The organism is Escherichia sp. 93.1518, assembly GCF_013368915.2.
GTDB lineage: Bacteria > Pseudomonadota > Gammaproteobacteria > Enterobacterales > Enterobacteriaceae > Escherichia > Escherichia ruysiae.
Window position 1 is genome coordinate 195,808 of the sequence record NZ_JABWMT020000004.1, and the last position, 17,096, is coordinate 212,903.

Consider the following 17,096-nt stretch of genomic DNA (forward strand, 5'->3'; position numbering starts at 1 on the left):
ATTGAGGAACAAGACGCGGAGCAGGAGGAAACCATGCCCGGGCGCTTTGAACTAAAACCAACCCTGGAGAAAGTCTGGCACGCGCCGGACAATTTTCGCTTCATGGACCCGCTGCCGCCGATGCATCGTCGGGGGATTATTATTGCCGCCATTGTATTGGTGGTCGGTTTTCTGCTTCCGTCTGATGATACGCCCAACGCGCCGGTGGTGACGCGTGAAGCGCAGCTGGATATTCAGTCGCAATCACAACCGCCAACGGAAGAACAACTGCGGGCGCAATTAGTTACCCCACAAAATGATCCTGATCAGGTGGCTCCGGTCGCCCCTGAACCGATACAGGAAGGCCAGCCGGAAGATCAGCCACAAACTTCGCAAACGCAACCTTTCCAGCCAGATGGTGGAATTGATAATCAGTGGCGCTCTTATCGTGTCGAACCGGGTAAAACGATGGCGCAATTGTTCCGCGACCACGGACTACCCGCTACCGATGTCTATGCGATGGCGCAGGTAGAAGGCGCGGGCAAGCCGCTAAGTAATTTGCAAAATGGGCAATTGGTACAAATCCGCCAGAACGCCAGCGGCGTAGTGACGGGCTTAACCATTGATACGGGGAATAATCAACAGGTTCTGTTTACCCGCCAGCCGAATGGCAGTTTTATTCGTGCGCGGTAGATGAAGGGTCAACGAGAAGCCAGCTAAGGATCGTCTCTTTGATGACCTTACGTCTGGCTTCCAGCGCCTGCGGTGAAACCATACTGATGTGATAAACCAGGCCAAGCGTATGCTGGTTGATCAAATAATATCCCCCGAGCGCGGCAATATTAATATTCACCTGCAACGGGTCGATATCTGGCTTAAAAATATTGAGCCTCTTCCCTTCAGCCAACAAAGATTCCATTAACTGCAAGTGCGCATGGTTAATTTCTAAAAGACGCTGTGATTTTGCATAATGCACACCTTTACTCTGGTTTTCACTATGCACAATTTTTAAAAACCAGGGGTTAGCAATGTAATAATCCCAGGTAAAATCGATGATTTTTTCAATTGCTTTTTGTGGAGGAAAACCTGAAACATCCAGGGATTTTTCTTTTTGTCGAATATCGTTCCAGGTATATTCCAGCACTTCGATAAATAAATTTTCTTTATTACCAAAGTGGTGATAAACCGTCTGTTTACTGCACCCTGCGGCCTTAACAATATTATCGACTCTGGCTCCTTCGTAACCATATTCGGCAAATTCATTAACCGCACATAACAGCAGCTTTTCCTTCAGGCTCTGTACGTTGCTGGTATCAAGATACATAACGCTTCCCCACGACCTCTTCAAGATGACTATCTTAACCCGATTAATTAGAAGCTCCAGTAAAAAGGCTAAAAACTTGTACTTTCATCGGGTTATCAAATGTCCTGTGATCACTATCGCATATCAACCAACCAGATGGTTGATCTTTCTTGCCGCACGTCGCAAGCTAATCGTCACTTAGGGAAACAATATTCAAAAAGAGAGCTATTGTATGAAATCCACTCGTCCTGTTGCCGTCATCACTGGAGCCGCACGTGGCATTGGTAAGGGGTGTGCGCTGGAGCTTGCCCGTGGCGGATTTAATCTGTTGATTAACGATCGCCCCGATGCCGACAGCGTAGAAAAATTATATGCCACGCAACAGGAATGTATGGCAGAAGGCGTGGAAGTGATTTGCTTCCCTGCCGATGTTGGCGATCTCTCCCTGCATGAAGAGATGCTCGACGCGGCGCAAAATCAGTGGGGGCGTCTGGACTGCCTGCTCAATAACGCGGGCATTTCTGTGAAAAAACGCGGTGATCTCCTCGACCTCGAACCAGACAGTTTCGACCAAAACATTGCTATTAACACCCGCGCGCCGTTCTTCCTCGCACAGGCATTCAGTAAACGTCTGCTCGCACAGCCAAAACCAGAAACAGAATTCCCGCACCGCTCGATTATTTTTGTCAGCTCAATCAACGCCATCATGCTGGCGATGAATCGCGGCGAATATACCATCGCTAAAACCGCCGTTTCTGCCGCTGCTCGTCTGTTTGCCGCTCGCCTTTGCAACGAACAAATTGGCGTCTATGAAGTGCGCCCTGGTCTAATCAAAACCGATATGACTATTCCGGCAACGGCTTATTACGACGAACTGATCGCTAAGGGACTGGTGCCGTGGGGACGTTGGGGTTATCCGGCTGATATCGCCTCCACTGTCCGCGCGATGGCGGAAGGCAAACTGATTTACACCTGTGGTCAGGCCGTCGCCATCGACGGTGGCTTAAGTATGCCGCGTTTCTGAGGCTGAACCATGAGAGATCTGTTACAACGCCCGGATTTATTCAGCATCAATACCGCGACGCTGGGCTATAAAACCCCGCTACCCGCCATTATTGATGCCTGCGCCGCACGCGGTATTGGTGCGATCGCCCCCTGGCGCAGAGAGTTGCAGGGCGAAGATCTTCAGCAGATCGCCCACCAGCTTGCCGCTAGTAACATGAGCGTTTCCGGTTTGTGCCGTAGCACTTACTACACCGCGCCGACACTGGCGGAACGCAAACTGGCGATTGATGATAACCGCCGGGCGCTGGACGACGCAGCGGTGCTGAACGCCGCCTGTTATATGCAGGTGGTTGGCGGCTTACCACAGGGCACAAAAGATCTGTATGAAGCACGGGAACAGGTGAAACAAGGGATACGCCAGTTACTGCCACATTCGAAAGATGTCGGCGTGCCAATTGCGCTGGAGCCACTGCACCCAATGACCGCCGCCGATCGCTCTTGTTTGTGCACGTTACGCCAGGCGCTGGACTGGTGTGATGAACTCGATCCCGATGGGGAGTTTGGCCTCGGCGTGGCGGTGGATGTTTATCACGTCTGGTGGGATCCGGATCTCGCCAGTCAGATCCTGCGTGCCGGAAAACGCATCCTCGCGTTTCATGTTTCCGACTGGTTAGTGCCGACCACCGATCTGGTCAATGACCGTGGAATGCCGGGAGATGGCGTCATCAATATTCCGTCAATTCGTCGGCTGGTTGAAAACGCCGGATTTAATGGTGCTATTGAACTGGAAATATTCTCGCCTTACTGGTGGCAGAAAGATATTAACAGCACGCTGGATATTAGCGTCGATCGCATCGCGCATTATTGCTAAGGAATAATCATGAATGACCAACCCGTTCTGTTCAGCAGAGCGGCGGCTTCCTGCCGTCTGACGTTGAACCGTGAAGATAAATGTCATGCTATTAACGAAGAGATGATTGAATCTCTCGACCATTATTTAAATGAAATTGAAAACGACACCACATTACGATTAGTCGAATTAACGGCAACCGGCGATAAATTCTTTTGTGCGGGCGGTGATATTAAATCGTGGTCGGCCTATTCGCCATTAGATATGGGCAGAAAATGGATTAAACGCGGTAATGACGTTTTTAATCGTCTGCGCAATTTACCGCAATTAACGGTTGCGAATCTCAACGGTCATACCATCGGCGGCGGTATTGAACTCGCCTTGTGCTGCGATATTCGAATCGCTCGCCCCAGCGCGAAATTTTCTAACCCGGAAGTCATGCTCGGCATGGTGCCTGGCTGGATGGGCATTGAACGCGTGCTTAATCAGGTTGGTCCGGTGGTCGGTCGCCAGATGCTGATGCTGGGTAAACGCCTGACGGCGCATGAAGCCCAGGCGGCGAATTTAATTGATGAAGTAGTAGAAAAAGAACAGGTGGAAAGCTGGATGGCGAACCAGTTAGCGCAGCTGGAAAAATGTGGTCCGGTGGCACTGGCGCATATTAAGCAGCTGATTCTGGCACTGGAAAATAAACACGCTGAATACCCACACCAGTTACTGGCTGGATTAATGTCCGCCACTCAGGATTGCCAGCAGGCGACGCAGGCATTTGCCGAAAAAAGTAGCGTGAGCTTCCATAATCACTAAGGAAATTGTATGCGTAAGATATCAACCGCCGAGGCACTGGCGGCGCAAATTCAGGATGGCGCAACCATTGCCATTAGCGGTAACGGCGGCGGTATGGTGGAAGCCGACCATATTTTGGCAGCTATTGAAGCGCGTTTCCTGCAAACCGGACATCCACGCGACCTGACGCTAATCCACTCGCTGGGCATTGGCGATCGCGACTGCAAAGGCACGAACCGCTTCGCTCATGCTGAAATGCTCAAACGCATTATTGCCGGGCACTTTACCTGGTCGCCCAAAATGCAGGAACTGGTGAAGAACAATACCATTGAAGCCTACTGCTTCCCAGGCGGTGTGATTCAGGCATTGCTGCGGGAAATTGGTGCCGGACGTCCGGGGCTTTTTACCCACGTTGGCCTGGGATCATTTGTTGATCCACGCAATGGCGGCGGAAAGTCGAACGCTTGCACCACCGAGGATCTGGTAGAACTGATTGAAATTGATGGCGAAACCAAACTCCGCTATCGCCCTTTCAAAGTGGACTATGCCATTTTGCGGGGCACCTATGCCGATCCGCGTGGCAACGTCAGCCTCGAAGAAGAAGCGATTGATATGGATAGCTATTCGATGGCGCTGGCAGCACACAACAGCGGTGGCAAAGTGTTCGTACAGGTGCGCGATGTACTGGAAGCTGGCGCTATTGAACCACGTCGGGTCAAATTACCGGGGATTCTGGTTGATAGCATCGTTGAATACCGCGAACAACCGCAAACCTATCTTGGCGGTTACGACCTGACGATCAGAGGTCAACATCGCCGTCTGAGTTCTAACGGCGCTATTGAACTGGTTAGTCATCCGGTACGTCGCTTAATTGCCCGTCGGGCAGCGCGCGAGCTGGTGGCAGGCGCTTCAACCAACTTTGGCTTTGGTATCCCCGGCGGTATTCCTGGGGTTGCGCTGCGTGAAGGCGTTCCTTACCAAAGTTTATGGCTAAGCGTCGAGCAAGGCGTGCATAACGGTATGATGCTGGACGACGCGTTTTTCGGCTGCGCCCGTAACGCCGACGCCATTATCCCTTCGCTGGATCAATTCGAGTTCTACAGCGGCGGCGGCATCGACATTACGTTCCTCGGCATGGGCGAGATGGATCAACATGGTAACGTCAACGTCTCACATCTCAATGGCAATCTGATTGGCCCTGGCGGATTTCTCGAAATTGCGCAAAACGCCCGTAAGGTGGTGTTCTGCGGTACGTTCGACGCCAAAGGCAGCAAAATTGACGTAACACCAGATGGCTTGCATATCGCCCAGCCAGGTCAAATCCCCAAACTGGTTACTCAGGTGGAAAAAATCACCTTTAGCGCCGCCTACGCACAGCAAAGCGGTCAGGAAGTACTGTATATCACTGAACGTGCGGTATTCCAGTTAACGGCAGAAGGCGTTGAATTAATTGAAATCGCGCCGGGCGTAGAGATTGACCGCGACATTCTGCCGTATATGGCCTTCCGTCCAATTATCAACCAACCGCGCCTGATGGAAAGTAGCCTTTTTACGCCGATGGAGGACGCATGAGCCAGCCTGATGACGCCATCCTCGATGCGCTGACCCACGTCACCTTCCCGAAGGGTTTTGTGTCAACAGAGCCAACGTCAATTGTCACGGTGGACGGTGTTGACTACCCACTCTGGCAAACAGATGCTCTGGTCGTTGGTAGCGGCGCGGCAGGATTACGTGCGGCGGTTGAACTGAAACGTCGCCAGCAAAATGTGCTGATCGCCACCGCCGGGTTATACATGGGAACATCGGCCTGCTCCGGTTCCGATAAACAGACGCTGTTTACCGCCGCTACGGCGGGCAACGGCGACAACTTCACCAAACTTGCCGAAGCACTGGCGAGCGGCGGTGCGATGGATCACGACACGGCGTATGTTGAAGCAGTCGGTTCCCTGCATACCCTTGGCGGGCTGCAATATCTCGGTCTGGAATTACCGGAAGATCGCTATGGTGCAATTCTCCGTTATCAGACCGACCATGACGAAGCCGGACGCGCAACCTCCTGTGGGCCGCGCACTTCTCGTCTGATGGTGAAAGTATTGCTCGAAGAAGTGCAGCGTCTTTCCATCCCATTGTTAACCAGCGCGACAGTTATCAAACTGCTGCATCAACGCGGTGAGAATGGCGAAGATCGCGTGGCAGGAGCTATCCTCGCAACCGGTTCCCGCGCCCATAACCCGTGGGGACTGGCAATTGTTACTGCGCCCAATGTGGTACTGGCAACAGGCGGGCCGGGCGAGCTTTATCGCGACAGTGTTTATCCGCATAAATGCTTTGGCTCGCTGGGGCTGGCGCTGGAAGAAGGTCTGACGCTAACCAATCTGACCGAAAGCCAGTTTGGTATAGGCACGCCGCGCAGCACGTTTCCGTGGAATTTGTCCGGCACCTATGTGCAGGTGATCCCGTATATCTATTCCGTGGATGCCGAGGGCAACGAGTATAACTTCCTCGCGGATTACTATCGCACCACCCAGGAACTGGCTTCAAACATCTTCCGTAAAGGCTATCAGTGGCCGTTCCACGCCACGCGGGTGATGGGTTTTGGCTCAAGCCTGTTGGACATGGCGGTAGCGCAAGAGCAGCAATCAGGCCGCCAGGTTTTTATGGATTTCAAGCGAAATCCTGAAGCGGTGCCTGGTGATTTGCCATTCTCATTAGATCGACTGGACGACGACGTTCGCACGTATCTGGAAAATAACGATGCTCTGGCACCATCGCCCATCGAACGACTGCAACGAATGAATCCGCTGTCTATCTCGCTGTATAAGATGCACGGTTACGATCTCACCACGCAGCCATTGCAGTTTGCCATGAATAATCAGCATATGAATGGCGGCATTGAGGTTGATATCTGGGGGCAAACTTCTCTGCCCGGTTGTTTTGCGGTGGGAGAAGTCGCCGGAACTCACGGTGTTACCCGACCTGGCGGCGCGGCGCTGAATGCCGGACAGGTTTTTGCCGTGCGTCTGGCGCGTTTTATTGGCTGCACACAAAAGCGATCTGTTGAAGATGATGTCGCACAACTGGCATCTCCGGCACTAAATTCAATCAGAGAGATCATCACTCAGGCGCTGGCAAACGAAAATGGAATGGCGCTGGTAACGGTGAGGGAAAAAATCCAGGCACGAATGTCTGACTACGCTGGGTTTATTTGCCATGGCGATAAAGTCCGGCGCGCCACTCGCGATGCCCTGCTATTGAATGAATTTGTACAACGGCATGGTTTGGCTATCAAACACGTGGGCGAAGTTGCCGAATTGTTTATGTGGCGGCATATGGCGCTGACGTCTGCCGCCGTTTTAACACAATTAACGCATTTTATTGACGCAGGCGGCGGCAGTCGTGGGGCGCGGATGATTATTGATCCCCAGGGTGAATATCTACCGCAAACTCGTCAGGGGGCAAAAGAAGAATGGCGTTTTCGCTCTGAACAAGATGATGATAAAAATCACAAATTAACTATTCATTATTCACAAGACTCTTTTATTACTGAAGTGAAGTCGTTACGTGTGCTACCGCGTATTAATGGTATTTACTTTGAAAAAAACTGGCCAGATTTTCTAAAGGGAGAGATTTACACACAATAATTTTTAATATGTTCTCTGTACCTGATTTTTATTAACTATTATACGGAATTACCAACAACCAGGGTTTATTAATATAATTAAAAGGTTTAAACATGAATAAAATAAAAAATTACCGGTGGCATATGATTGCCCTCGTATGCTTTATCACTGTAATCAATTATCTGGACAGAACGGCGTTAGGTATTGCAGCTCCAACTATTATGGAGACAACTGGAATAACCAAAGAGCAATATTCATGGATTGTCAGTGCATTCCAGTTGGCCTATACATTGGGTCAACCGGTAATGGGATTCTTTATTGACACTGTTGGTCTGAAATTGAGTTTTGCAATTTGTGCCGCAGTATGGGGGCTGGCAACAATGGGTCATGCGCTGACCGGAACATGGTCAGGTCTGGCATTTATGCGCGCCCTGATGGGTTTCAGCGAAGCGTCGGCAATTCCGGCCGGTGTAAAAACCGCATCAACATGGTTCCCGGCAAAAGAGCGTGGCGTGGCAACAGGTGTTTTCAATATGGGCACCTCACTCGGCGCGATGCTTGCACCACCGCTAATTGCCTGGTGCATTATGTTTCATAGCTGGCAATTTGCGTTTATTGTCTCAGGTAGCCTTGCTTTGCTCGCGGCTTTATTTTGGTTCTTTTGTTATAAAGATCCAAAAGATGCCAAACGCCTTTCTGATGAAGAGCGCCACTATATTGAATCAGGGCAAGAACAGCATCTTAAAACAGATAAGAAAGAAAAAACATCAATCAAGCATATCCTCAGCCAACGTAATTTCTGGGGGATTGGCATCGCGCGTTTTCTCGCTGACCCGGCATGGGGAACCATTAACTTCTGGGTGCCGATTTTCTTTGTTGAAACACTGCATTTTAGCCTGAAAGAAATTGCCATGTTCGTCTGGCTACCTTTCCTGTTGGGCGACCTTGGCTGTTTAGCCAGTGGTTTTGTAGCGAAGTTCTTCCACGATCGCGGCGTGAGTTTAATTAACTCACGAAGAATTACCTTCACTATTGCAGCCGTCATTATGATGACGATTGGTCTGGTGAGTATTGTCGAAAATCCCTACATTGCCGTGTTACTGATTAGTATTGGCGCGTTCTCGCATCAATGCCTTTCTACTGTGGCAGCAACTCTGGGCGGCGATCTGTTCAAAAAAGACGAAGTGGCTACCGCAGTGGGTATGGCAGGAGCCTGTGCGTGGAGCGGTCAGTTGATTTTCAACCTGTTCATCGGGGCATTCGTTCACATTATCGGCTTCGCACCGTTCTTTATTGCTCTGGCTTTCTTTGACATTATTGGCGCTATTGCATTGTGGACGCTTATCAAAGTTAAAGATGAAGAACCGCAAGTACAGCTAGCGACAAGCTAATTAATAGATATCAGAGCGTTATACTCCAGTTGTAACGCTTTCGCTATAAAGCAAAACGCCGACCAATGGTCGGCGTTTTTACGTCTCGTTGAATAACGAATTATTCAGCTACTACGTTTACGATCACTTTCGCGAATACTTCGCTGTGAACCTGGAAGCTCACTTCGTGTTCGCCAGTGGTACGCAGAACGCCGTTCGGCAGACGAACTTCGCTCTTAGCCACTTCAACGCCAGCTGCAGTTACAGCGTCAGCGATGTCGCGAGTACCGATGGAACCGAACAGTTTACCTTCGTCGCCAGCTTTAGACGCGATGGTAACAGTTTCCAGTGCATTGATTTTCTCAGCGCGAGCGTTAGCTGCTGCCAGAACTTCAGCCAGTTTAGCTTCCAGTTCAGCGCGACGTGCTTCGAAGAATTCAATGTTTTTCTTGGTAGCTGGAACAGCTTTACCCTGCGGTACCAGGAAGTTACGAGCGTAGCCCGCTTTAACGTTTACCTGATCACCCAGGCTACCCAGGTTTGCTACTTTATCAAGCAGAATAACTTGCATTACCTTATCCTCTCAAAGTCGTATTAATGGACCGTGACCGATTACTGATGGCGATCAGTGTACGGCAGCAGGGACAGGTAGCGAGCGCGTTTGATAGCGCGAGCCAGCTGACGCTGGTATTTTGCACGGGTACCGGTGATACGGCTTGGGACAATCTTACCGCTTTCGGTGATGTAGTTTTTCAGCGTAGCGATATCTTTATAGTCGATCTCTTGAACGCCTTCCGCGGTGAAACGGCAGAACTTGCGACGACGGAAATAACGTGCCATATGGCTAGTCTCCAGAATCTATCAATTCAATCTGCTCGGCATGCAAAACCATTTTGCTCAGTCCGTTCTTCGCCTTGTGGCATGAAATGAACCCCTGAACGGTTATGCGACTGCCGACCGTTATACTGTGAGTAATGGCCTGGTTTTCGTGTCCGCTAATAATAACGGGCATTTGACACCACGCCTGCCGGTGAAAACCGGCTTCCTCCTGCACAGAACGATGCTCAAGCACGAACTGGCAGTGAGGAATTCCTGATGGACTGACCTTTCGAAGGGGAGTCCTGCACACGGTGCCGGACAACACCAGACGGTTGGTCATCAGAAATTACTCTTCAGAATCCCCAGCTTCAGCATCATCAGCGGTTTCGTTTGCGAAATCATCGCGACGCTCACGGCGCTCGTCTTTCGCTTTAACCATCGGAGATGCTTCGGTAACGGCGTGCTTAGTACGCATTACCATGCTACGGATAACGGCGTCGTTGAAGCGGAAGGTAGTTTCCAGCTCATCGATCACTTCCTGCGGCGCTTCAACGTTCATCAGAACGTAGTGAGCTTTGTGCAGTTTGTTGATCGGGTAAGCCAGCTGACGGCGGCCCCAGTCTTCCAGACGGTGGATCTTGCCTTCTGCACCAGTGATGGCAGCAGTGTAGCGCTCGATCATGCCCGGAACCTGTTCGCTCTGGTCAGGATGGACCATAAAAACGATTTCGTAATGACGCATCGAATTGCTCCTTACGGATTATTCAGCCTCCTGTCTGGGTCAGCCGCAGCCCATGGAGGCAAGGAACGTGTTAAAGGGCGGCTGAAAAATGACGCGTTATAGTACTGGTATACCCCGCTAAACTCAAGGCCAGCCGACAAATAAATCTCACCTTTCGCCAAATCGTACTAACCCGCTGATTTGAAGTTCATCACATTCCATTACGGTGCTTTTTTGAACAACAGCATCAGAAATGGTCACCATCAACTTCTTTATCATTGATTAAAATTAAATCAGAAGATCATCACAGAGGAGAGCACACAAAGACAGCCGTCGAGGAGGTATCTATGTTCAGCCGTGTTTTAGCCCTTCTGGCTGTGCTTTTGCTAAGTGCAAATACATGGGCAGCCATTGAAATTAATAACCACCAGGCCAGAAATATGGACGACGTACAGAGCTTAGGCGTGATTTATATCAACCATAACTTCGCCACTGAAAGTGAAGCTCGCCAGGCACTGAATGAAGAGACAGATGCGCAAGGCGCAACGTACTACCACGTGATTCTGATGCGGGAACCGGGGAGTAACGGCAACATGCACGCCAGCGCGGATATTTATCGCTAGCACCAGGTATAACCAACGAAACATTGCCATAGTTTGCTTTGCCCCCTTCTCAGGGGGCTTTTTTTGAAAACGGCTGCGGAATCAGACCAGTTATCTCCCGAAGAAGGAAATTTCCGCAGCACGTGTTTTACTTCTGCCCGTAATAGGCATTGGGACCATGCTTACGCATGAAGTGTTTATTCATCAGGTAGCTGTCGATGGGATTAAGCTGAGGGTTAATGCCGCGCGCAATCCACGCCATCTTCGCCACTTCTTCCATCACGACCGCGTTATGCACCGCATCGTGAGCATCTTTCCCCCAGGCAAATGGTCCGTGCTGATACACCACAATTCCCGGTGTATGCAGCGGCTCGGCATCGCCCAGCGTTTCGATAATCACTTTGCCGGTGTTCAGTTCATACTCGCCCTGCACCTCTTCTTCGCTTAATCCACGCGTACACGGGATGTCGCCAAAGAAGTAGTCAGCGTGCGTGGTGCCTAACGCCGGAATTGCCAGCCCCGCCTGCGCCCATGCGGTGGCATGAGTGGAGTGGGTATGGACAATGCCGCCAAGCGACGGGTAACGGCGGTAGAGTTCGAGATGCGTCGCGGTGTCTGATGAGGGGCGATACTGACCGTCCACCACCTTGCCACTCATATCGACCACCACCATATCGTCCGCTTTCATGGTTTCGTAGGCGATACCGCTGGGCTTGATCACCACCAGCCCGTGCTCGCGATCAATGGCGCTAACGTTGCCCCAGGTAAAGGTCACCAGCCCGTAACGCGGCAGATCCATATTGGCTTCAAACACCTGCTGTTTCAGCTTTTGCATTATGCCGCCTCCACCATACCTGCTTTGGCCATGCGCGCTTTCACCCAATCACGCGCTTTCGCCACTTCCGCCGCCGGGTCTTCCGCCGTTTCACTCCACATCTCAATCAGGTAAGGCCCGCAATAACCACTCTGTTTGAGCGTTTCAAAGCAACGTTCGAAATCCACCACGCCTTCGCCAAACGGCACGTTTTTGAAGACGCCCGGTTTGGTGTCTTTCACATGCACTGCGACGATATGCCCGATTCCGGCCTGCAACTCCATCTGCACATCGTTGTCCCACGCCGACAGGTTGCCGATATCCGGGTAGAGCTGGAACCACGGATTGTTGAGATAGTGCGCGTAGCCCAAAGCCTTGCTGATGGAGTTCATCAGGGGGTAATCCATAATCTCCATCGCCAGCGTCACCTGCGCGCGGCTCGCCATCTCGACGCTCTCTTTCAGGCCGTCACGGAAACGACGACGCGTTTCATTATTGGCTTCCTGGTAGTAAACGTCATAGCCCGCCAGTTGGATCACGCGAATGCCGACGTCCTGCGCGAACTGGATGGCCTTACGCATAATCTCCAGCCCCTGCGCCCGCACTGCGTCATCTTCACTGCCCAGCGGAAAACGACGATGAGCAGAAAGGCACATAGACGGCACGCGCACGCCGGTTTCCACAATTGCATTCACCAGCGCCAGACGCTGCTCGCGGCTCCAGTCGAGGCGCGACAGGCGATCGTCAGTTTCATCCACCGACATCTCGACAAAATCGAAGCCTAACGTTTTTGCCAGTTGCAGCCGTTCCAGCCAGCACTCCCCGGCGGGGAGTGCTTTTTCATAGATGCCAAGCGGGATTTGTTTAGACAACATATCCGCTCCTTAGCCCCACAGTTCGGCGATGGAACGTTTGAACTGACGTGCGGCTTCAACCGGAGAAGCGGCATCACGGATGCTGCGACCTGCGATAAACACATGAATCGGAATGCCTTTGAACAGCGGCAGATCTTCCAGCGCCAGGCCACCGGTGACGGTCACTTTGAAGCCCATATCGGAAAGGCGTTTGATCGCGGTAATGTCCGCTTCGCCCCAGGCCACGCCGGCGGCCTGCGCGTCACGGCTGCGATGATAAACCACCTGCCCAATGCCTGCGTCACGCCACTGCTGCGCCTGTTCCCAGGTCCAGTAACCGGTCAGTTCAATCTGCACATCACCGTTAAACTCTTTCGCCACGTCCAGCGCGCCTTTGGCGGTGTTGATATCCGCGCAGCAAATCACGGTCACCCAGTCAGCGTTGGCTTCGAAGCACATACGCGAAAGGATTTTGCCCGCATCGGCAATTTTGGCGTCTGCCAGCACAATTTTATGCGGGTAGAGTGCTTTAAGATCGCGAACCGCACGCACGCCTTCGCCCACGCACAGAATGGTGCCCACTTCGATAATGTCGACTTCTTCGGCAATCAGGCGAGTGGTTTCGTAGGCGCTATCCATAGTCTGGTTGTCCAGCGCGACTTGCAACATCGGTAATGACATCTTTAATTCCTTCTTAAGCTGCCGCGTTGGTGCGGTCAATGAGATCCAGTACTTCCTGCTCGGTACGGCAGGCGCGTAAACGGTCGAAATTCTCTTCATCTTCAAACAGGTTGACGATCTGCATGATGCCCACTTCCTGGTGAGTGTTGGCATCGACCGCCGCCATGGTGATGAGGATATCCACCGGATCGTTATCTTCGTGGTTGAACTCCAGCGGCTTTTTCAGCGTCACTAGCGCAAAACCGGTTTTCTTAACGCCCTCTTCCGGGCGTCCGTGCGGCATTGCCAGGCCTGGTGCGAGCACGAAGTACGGGCCGTGCTGTTCAACCGCATCCAGAATCGCCTGGTAGTAACGCGGCTCGACAACGTCTGCCGCCACCAGCAGGTCGACGCCAATTTTTACCGCGTCCTGCCAGGTTTCAGCTTCAGCCTGTAGACGGATAGATTTATTTTCCGCCAGCGAATCACGTAATTTCATGGCGCGTCCTTACTTCACGTCCTGCGGGAAATGTTCTTTGATCACTTCCAGCAGTTTCGGGCCAAAGTCGGCAGGAGAGAGCATGTTGCGCACACCAACGACATATTTGTTGCCGGTAACGGTGATTTCGCCCGCAATATGCGTAGAAGCGATGATGATATCCGCGCCGCTCAACTCGCTTTTGTATTCGCCAACCGCGCAGCTATTTACCGAGTGGTCGATGTTCGACTGGGTTAAAAACTGATCCACTTTCATCTTCATGATCATGGAACTACCTTGTCCGTTGCCACACACAGCCAGAATACGTACGGTCATAATCAAAACTCCTTATTAAGCAGACTGTTCTGCCAGTTGTTTTTCTGCATCTTCTTCTGCGCGCAGTGCGCGGCCAGCGAAGAACATATAAGCCAGTGCAATGACGATAATGACGGCCATAAAGGCGATACCGATGGAGAAGAAGCCCTGCATCATCGGTGGTGCCAGAATCGACCAGTCCGCCATGCCCATCCAGGCGCTCATACCGGTGAGTTTCACCGCCCAGACACAGCCAAAGATTTCGATCATCCCCATCACCAGACAAATCTTCAGCGCCGCGCGCCAGCCGCCAAAGTGGTTAGCGAACACGCCGATGGTGGCGTTGGAGAAGAACATTGGGATAAAGCCAGGAATAATCAGAATCGAAGAGCCGCAGGCAACCAGGATGCCAACCGCAATCAGCTGACCGATGGTGCCCCACATAAAGCCCCAGACCACGGCGTTCGGCGCGAAGCTATAGATAGCCGCACAGTCAATCGCCAGAACCGCACCCGGGATCAGGCGCTGGGAGATACCGTTAAACGCTTCAGAGAGTTCCGCCACAAACATGCGCACGCCCTGAGTGATGATGAAAATCGCTACCGCAAAGGAGAAACCGGTTTGCAGGATATAGACCGTCCAGTGCACTTTGCCTGCCATCGCCTGTACGGTGTCGATACCGAAGGAAAGCAGAATGGCGCCAAAGAAGATGGTCATCACAATCGCCGTGGAGACGATGTTGTCGTGGAAAATATTCAGCCAACCTGGCAGTTTGAGGTCTTCAACACTCTCCTCTTTCTTGCCCAGGAACGGCGCGACTTTGTAGGCAATCCATGATGCAAACTGCTGCTGGTGACCGATGGAGAAACCGCAGCCGTCTGTCACTTCCTGAGTTGGCTTGTACATCATGTTGGAGGTGATGCCCCAATAGAGCGAAACCAGAATCGCAGTGCAGATAATGGTCGTCCACATGGAGTAGCCGAAGATAAACAGCGTTACCGCAATCAGCCCTGCCTGCTGGAACATAATGTGACCAGTCAGCATGATGGTACGAATGCCAGTAATTCGACGCAGCAGCACGTAACAGATGTTCAACGCCAGAGCCAACAGCACCGCATAACCCACCCAGCTATAGGCATCACCCATACGTTCGATGGTCGCCATCATTGAGGCATAGGTATCTGAAATCGCACCGTTAATGCCATAAACTTCCGACATTTTCGCCACTACCGGTTTGAAGGTGCTGGTAAGGATGCCGGATCCTGCCTGCAACAACATGAAACCAATAATGGTTTTAATCGTACCTTTGATAATCACGCTGACACTTTTGCGCAGCAGGATGTAGCCCAGACAAGTCACAATACCCAGCAACAATGGGGCATTGGTCATGACCTGGTTAAAAAACACGGTAAAGATGTTGTAGAGGATCTCCATAACGATCTCCTGAAGAAGAGGTAACCGGGTATTCCACACACCCGGAATGTTGTGTACTCACTCTAATTTTCAAAAGTAATCACAACAAGATTATTTATGATTAAATGTGACGCGACACGCAAATAATTCCACAACGAAAGTATGCGATTCACATAAAGAAACAATTAATCATTTAAATTCATTAAGTTAACTTTATTACACATTCCATTAAATCTTTCCACAGCCAAAATTCACAACAACTTCCCAGGCCAAAAGTCAAAAAATGGTCATTGCCTTCCTGAAAAAATAGTGTCAGGATTAATCAAAACCAATCAATTATTGATTCGAATTGAACCATCATGAAGGTAAATGGCGATGAGTAAAGTGAAAAGTATCACCCGTGAATCCTGGATCCTGAGTACTTTCCCGGAGTGGGGTAGCTGGCTGAATGAAGAAATTGAACAGGAGCAGGTCGCACCAGGCACATTCGCGATGTGGTGGCTCGGCTGTACCGGGATCTGGTTGAAATCAGAAGGTGGCACCAACGTTTGCGTCGATTTCTGGTGCGGTACTGGCAAACAAAGCCACGGCAACCCGCTGATGAAACAGGGTCACCAGATGCAGCGCATGGCGGGCGTGAAAAAACTGCAACCAAACCTGCGTACCACGCCGTTTGTTCTAGATCCGTTTGCTATTCGCCAAATCGACGCCGTGCTGGCGACGCACGATCACAACGATCATATCGACGTGAACGTGGCAGCCGCCGTGATACAAAACTGCGCTGATGACGTACCGTTTATCGGGCCGAAAACCTGCGTGGATTTATGGATTGGCTGGGGCGTGCCGAAAGAACGTTGCATCGTGGTCAAACCAGGCGATGTAGTAAAAGTGAAAGACATTGAAATTCATGCGCTTGACGCGTTTGATCGTACTGCACTGATTACCCTGCCTGCGGATCAAAAAGCGGCGGGCGTACTGCCAGATGGCATGGACGATCGCGCGGTGAACTACCTGTTCAAAACGCCTGGCGGTTCCCTTTATCACAGCGGCGACTCCCACTACTCTAACTACTATGCGAAGCACGGTAACGAGCATCAGATCGACGTGGCGTTAGGATCGTACGGTGAGAACCCGCGCGGTATTACCGACAAAATGACCAGCGCCGATATGCTGCGTATGGGTGAAGCCCTGAATGCGAAAGTGGTTATCCCGTTCCACCACGATATCTGGTCAAACTTCCAGGCCGATCCGCAAGAGATCCGCGTGCTGTGGGAAATGAAAAAAGACCGCCTGAAGTATGGCTTCAAGCCGTTTATCTGGCAGGTTGGTGGCAAGTTCACCTGGCCGCTGGATAAAGACAACTTCGAGTACCACTATCCGCGTGGTTTTGACGATTGCTTCACTATTGAACCGGATCTGCCGTTCAAATCGTTCCTGTAATCGTGTCGTTTATACCGGATAGCGTAGAGATGTTCGCGCTATCCGGCGTAGTATTTCCTGGCTATTT

The 17,096-nt window shown here is 51.3% G+C and carries 20 protein-coding genes; 9 read left to right on the forward strand and 11 right to left on the reverse strand.

Translation table 11 applies throughout. From position 1 onward, the window contains the following. Window positions 1-33: 33 nt before the first annotated feature. The gene (gene ytfB / locus HEN21_RS04780) at window positions 34-672 is read left to right on the forward strand and encodes a cell division protein YtfB (protein WP_001119467.1); all 639 of its coding nucleotides are present in this window, start codon (window positions 34-36) and stop codon (window positions 670-672) included. Here the strand turns inward: ytfB and HEN21_RS04785 are convergent. After that, on the reverse strand, window positions 656-1,303 hold the full coding sequence (locus HEN21_RS04785; protein ID WP_176252768.1) for a TetR/AcrR family transcriptional regulator: 648 nt from the start codon (window positions 1,301-1,303) through the stop codon (window positions 656-658). The genes ytfB and HEN21_RS04785 overlap by 17 nt on opposite strands. A gap of 211 nt (window positions 1,304-1,514) precedes the next feature. Between HEN21_RS04785 and HEN21_RS04790 the strand changes: the two genes are divergently transcribed. The 6 genes from HEN21_RS04790 (at window position 1,515) to HEN21_RS04815 (ending at window position 8,934) form a co-directional block, all read left to right on the forward strand. Next, the gene (locus tag HEN21_RS04790; RefSeq protein ID WP_000843403.1) at window positions 1,515-2,306 is read left to right on the forward strand and encodes a 3-ketoacyl-ACP reductase; all 792 of its coding nucleotides are present in this window, start codon (window positions 1,515-1,517) and stop codon (window positions 2,304-2,306) included. Between the two features lie 9 nt (window positions 2,307-2,315). Further along, the gene (locus tag HEN21_RS04795) at window positions 2,316-3,158 is read left to right on the forward strand and encodes a sugar phosphate isomerase/epimerase family protein (RefSeq protein ID WP_107164320.1); all 843 of its coding nucleotides are present in this window, start codon (window positions 2,316-2,318) and stop codon (window positions 3,156-3,158) included. 9 nt (window positions 3,159-3,167) lie between these two features. After that, on the forward strand, window positions 3,168-3,944 hold the full coding sequence (locus HEN21_RS04800) for an enoyl-CoA hydratase/isomerase family protein (RefSeq protein ID WP_000999666.1): 777 nt from the start codon (window positions 3,168-3,170) through the stop codon (window positions 3,942-3,944). A 9-nt stretch (window positions 3,945-3,953) separates the two neighbouring features. Then, window positions 3,954-5,495, forward strand: coding sequence for an acyl CoA:acetate/3-ketoacid CoA transferase (locus HEN21_RS04805; RefSeq protein ID WP_176252769.1), 1,542 nt, complete (start codon window positions 3,954-3,956; stop codon window positions 5,493-5,495). Continuing rightward, a complete protein-coding gene (locus tag HEN21_RS04810) occupies window positions 5,492-7,564 on the forward strand; it encodes an FAD-dependent oxidoreductase (RefSeq protein ID WP_000081830.1) in 2,073 nt (690 codons plus the stop codon). Before HEN21_RS04805 ends, HEN21_RS04810 begins: the two co-directional genes overlap by 4 nt. Window positions 7,565-7,656: 92 nt before the next feature. Beyond that, window positions 7,657-8,934, forward strand: a complete 1,278-nt coding sequence (locus HEN21_RS04815; protein ID WP_001033619.1) for an MFS transporter — start codon at window positions 7,657-7,659, stop codon at window positions 8,932-8,934. 100 nt (window positions 8,935-9,034) lie between these two features. Here the strand turns inward: HEN21_RS04815 and rplI are convergent, their stop codons facing one another. The 4 genes from rplI to rpsF are packed head-to-tail and all read right to left on the reverse strand — an operon-like array spanning window position 9,035 to window position 10,474. Continuing rightward, on the reverse strand, window positions 9,035-9,484 hold the full coding sequence (rplI, locus tag HEN21_RS04820) for a 50S ribosomal protein L9 (RefSeq protein ID WP_001196062.1): 450 nt from the start codon (window positions 9,482-9,484) through the stop codon (window positions 9,035-9,037). Window positions 9,485-9,525: 41 nt separating this feature from the next. Beyond that, window positions 9,526-9,753, reverse strand: coding sequence for a 30S ribosomal protein S18 (rpsR, locus tag HEN21_RS04825; RefSeq protein WP_000135199.1), 228 nt, complete (start codon window positions 9,751-9,753; stop codon window positions 9,526-9,528). 4 nt (window positions 9,754-9,757) lie between these two features. Continuing rightward, window positions 9,758-10,072, reverse strand: a complete 315-nt coding sequence (gene priB, locus HEN21_RS04830; protein ID WP_016159978.1) for a primosomal replication protein N — start codon at window positions 10,070-10,072, stop codon at window positions 9,758-9,760. A gap of 6 nt (window positions 10,073-10,078) precedes the next feature. After that, window positions 10,079-10,474 (reverse strand): 30S ribosomal protein S6, encoded by a 396-nt coding sequence (rpsF, locus tag HEN21_RS04835; RefSeq protein WP_001216676.1) that lies wholly within the window; start codon window positions 10,472-10,474, stop codon window positions 10,079-10,081. A gap of 326 nt (window positions 10,475-10,800) precedes the next feature. Here rpsF and yjfY point away from each other — a divergent pair, with 326 nt between their 5' ends. Beyond that, window positions 10,801-11,076: a DUF1471 family protein YjfY gene (yjfY, locus tag HEN21_RS04840; RefSeq protein ID WP_000492914.1), complete on the forward strand. Its 276-nt coding sequence runs from the start codon at window positions 10,801-10,803 to the stop codon at window positions 11,074-11,076. Between the two features lie 127 nt (window positions 11,077-11,203). Here yjfY and ulaF read toward each other — a convergent pair whose 3' ends face one another. Genes ulaF through ulaA form a run of 6 tightly spaced genes read right to left on the reverse strand, consistent with a single transcriptional unit; the run spans window position 11,204 to window position 15,610 of the window. After that, window positions 11,204-11,890 carry an L-ribulose-5-phosphate 4-epimerase UlaF gene (gene ulaF, locus HEN21_RS04845; RefSeq protein WP_001170783.1) on the reverse strand — a complete coding sequence of 229 codons (687 nt, stop codon included), beginning with the start codon at window positions 11,888-11,890 and terminating at the stop codon, window positions 11,204-11,206. Next, a complete protein-coding gene (ulaE, locus tag HEN21_RS04850; RefSeq protein WP_000949498.1) occupies window positions 11,890-12,744 on the reverse strand; it encodes an L-ribulose-5-phosphate 3-epimerase UlaE in 855 nt (284 codons plus the stop codon). The genes ulaF and ulaE overlap by 1 nt, the downstream gene beginning before the upstream one ends. Window positions 12,745-12,753: 9 nt before the next feature. Then, the gene (ulaD, locus tag HEN21_RS04855; RefSeq protein ID WP_000056749.1) at window positions 12,754-13,404 is read right to left on the reverse strand and encodes a 3-keto-L-gulonate-6-phosphate decarboxylase UlaD; all 651 of its coding nucleotides are present in this window, start codon (window positions 13,402-13,404) and stop codon (window positions 12,754-12,756) included. Between the two features lie 13 nt (window positions 13,405-13,417). Next, window positions 13,418-13,882: a PTS ascorbate transporter subunit IIA gene (gene ulaC / locus HEN21_RS04860; RefSeq protein WP_000776505.1), complete on the reverse strand. Its 465-nt coding sequence runs from the start codon at window positions 13,880-13,882 to the stop codon at window positions 13,418-13,420. Between the two features lie 9 nt (window positions 13,883-13,891). Then, entirely contained in the window at window positions 13,892-14,197 is a 306-nt protein-coding gene (gene ulaB, locus HEN21_RS04865; RefSeq protein ID WP_000218350.1) for a PTS ascorbate transporter subunit IIB, read from the reverse strand. 15 nt (window positions 14,198-14,212) lie between these two features. Beyond that, window positions 14,213-15,610 carry a PTS ascorbate transporter subunit IIC gene (gene ulaA / locus HEN21_RS04870; RefSeq protein ID WP_001355100.1) on the reverse strand — a complete coding sequence of 466 codons (1,398 nt, stop codon included), beginning with the start codon at window positions 15,608-15,610 and terminating at the stop codon, window positions 14,213-14,215. Window positions 15,611-15,964: 354 nt separating this feature from the next. Here ulaA and ulaG point away from each other — a divergent pair, with 354 nt between their 5' ends. Next, window positions 15,965-17,029 (forward strand): L-ascorbate 6-phosphate lactonase, encoded by a 1,065-nt coding sequence (gene ulaG / locus HEN21_RS04875; protein WP_010351293.1) that lies wholly within the window; start codon window positions 15,965-15,967, stop codon window positions 17,027-17,029. Window positions 17,030-17,096 lie beyond the last annotated feature (67 nt).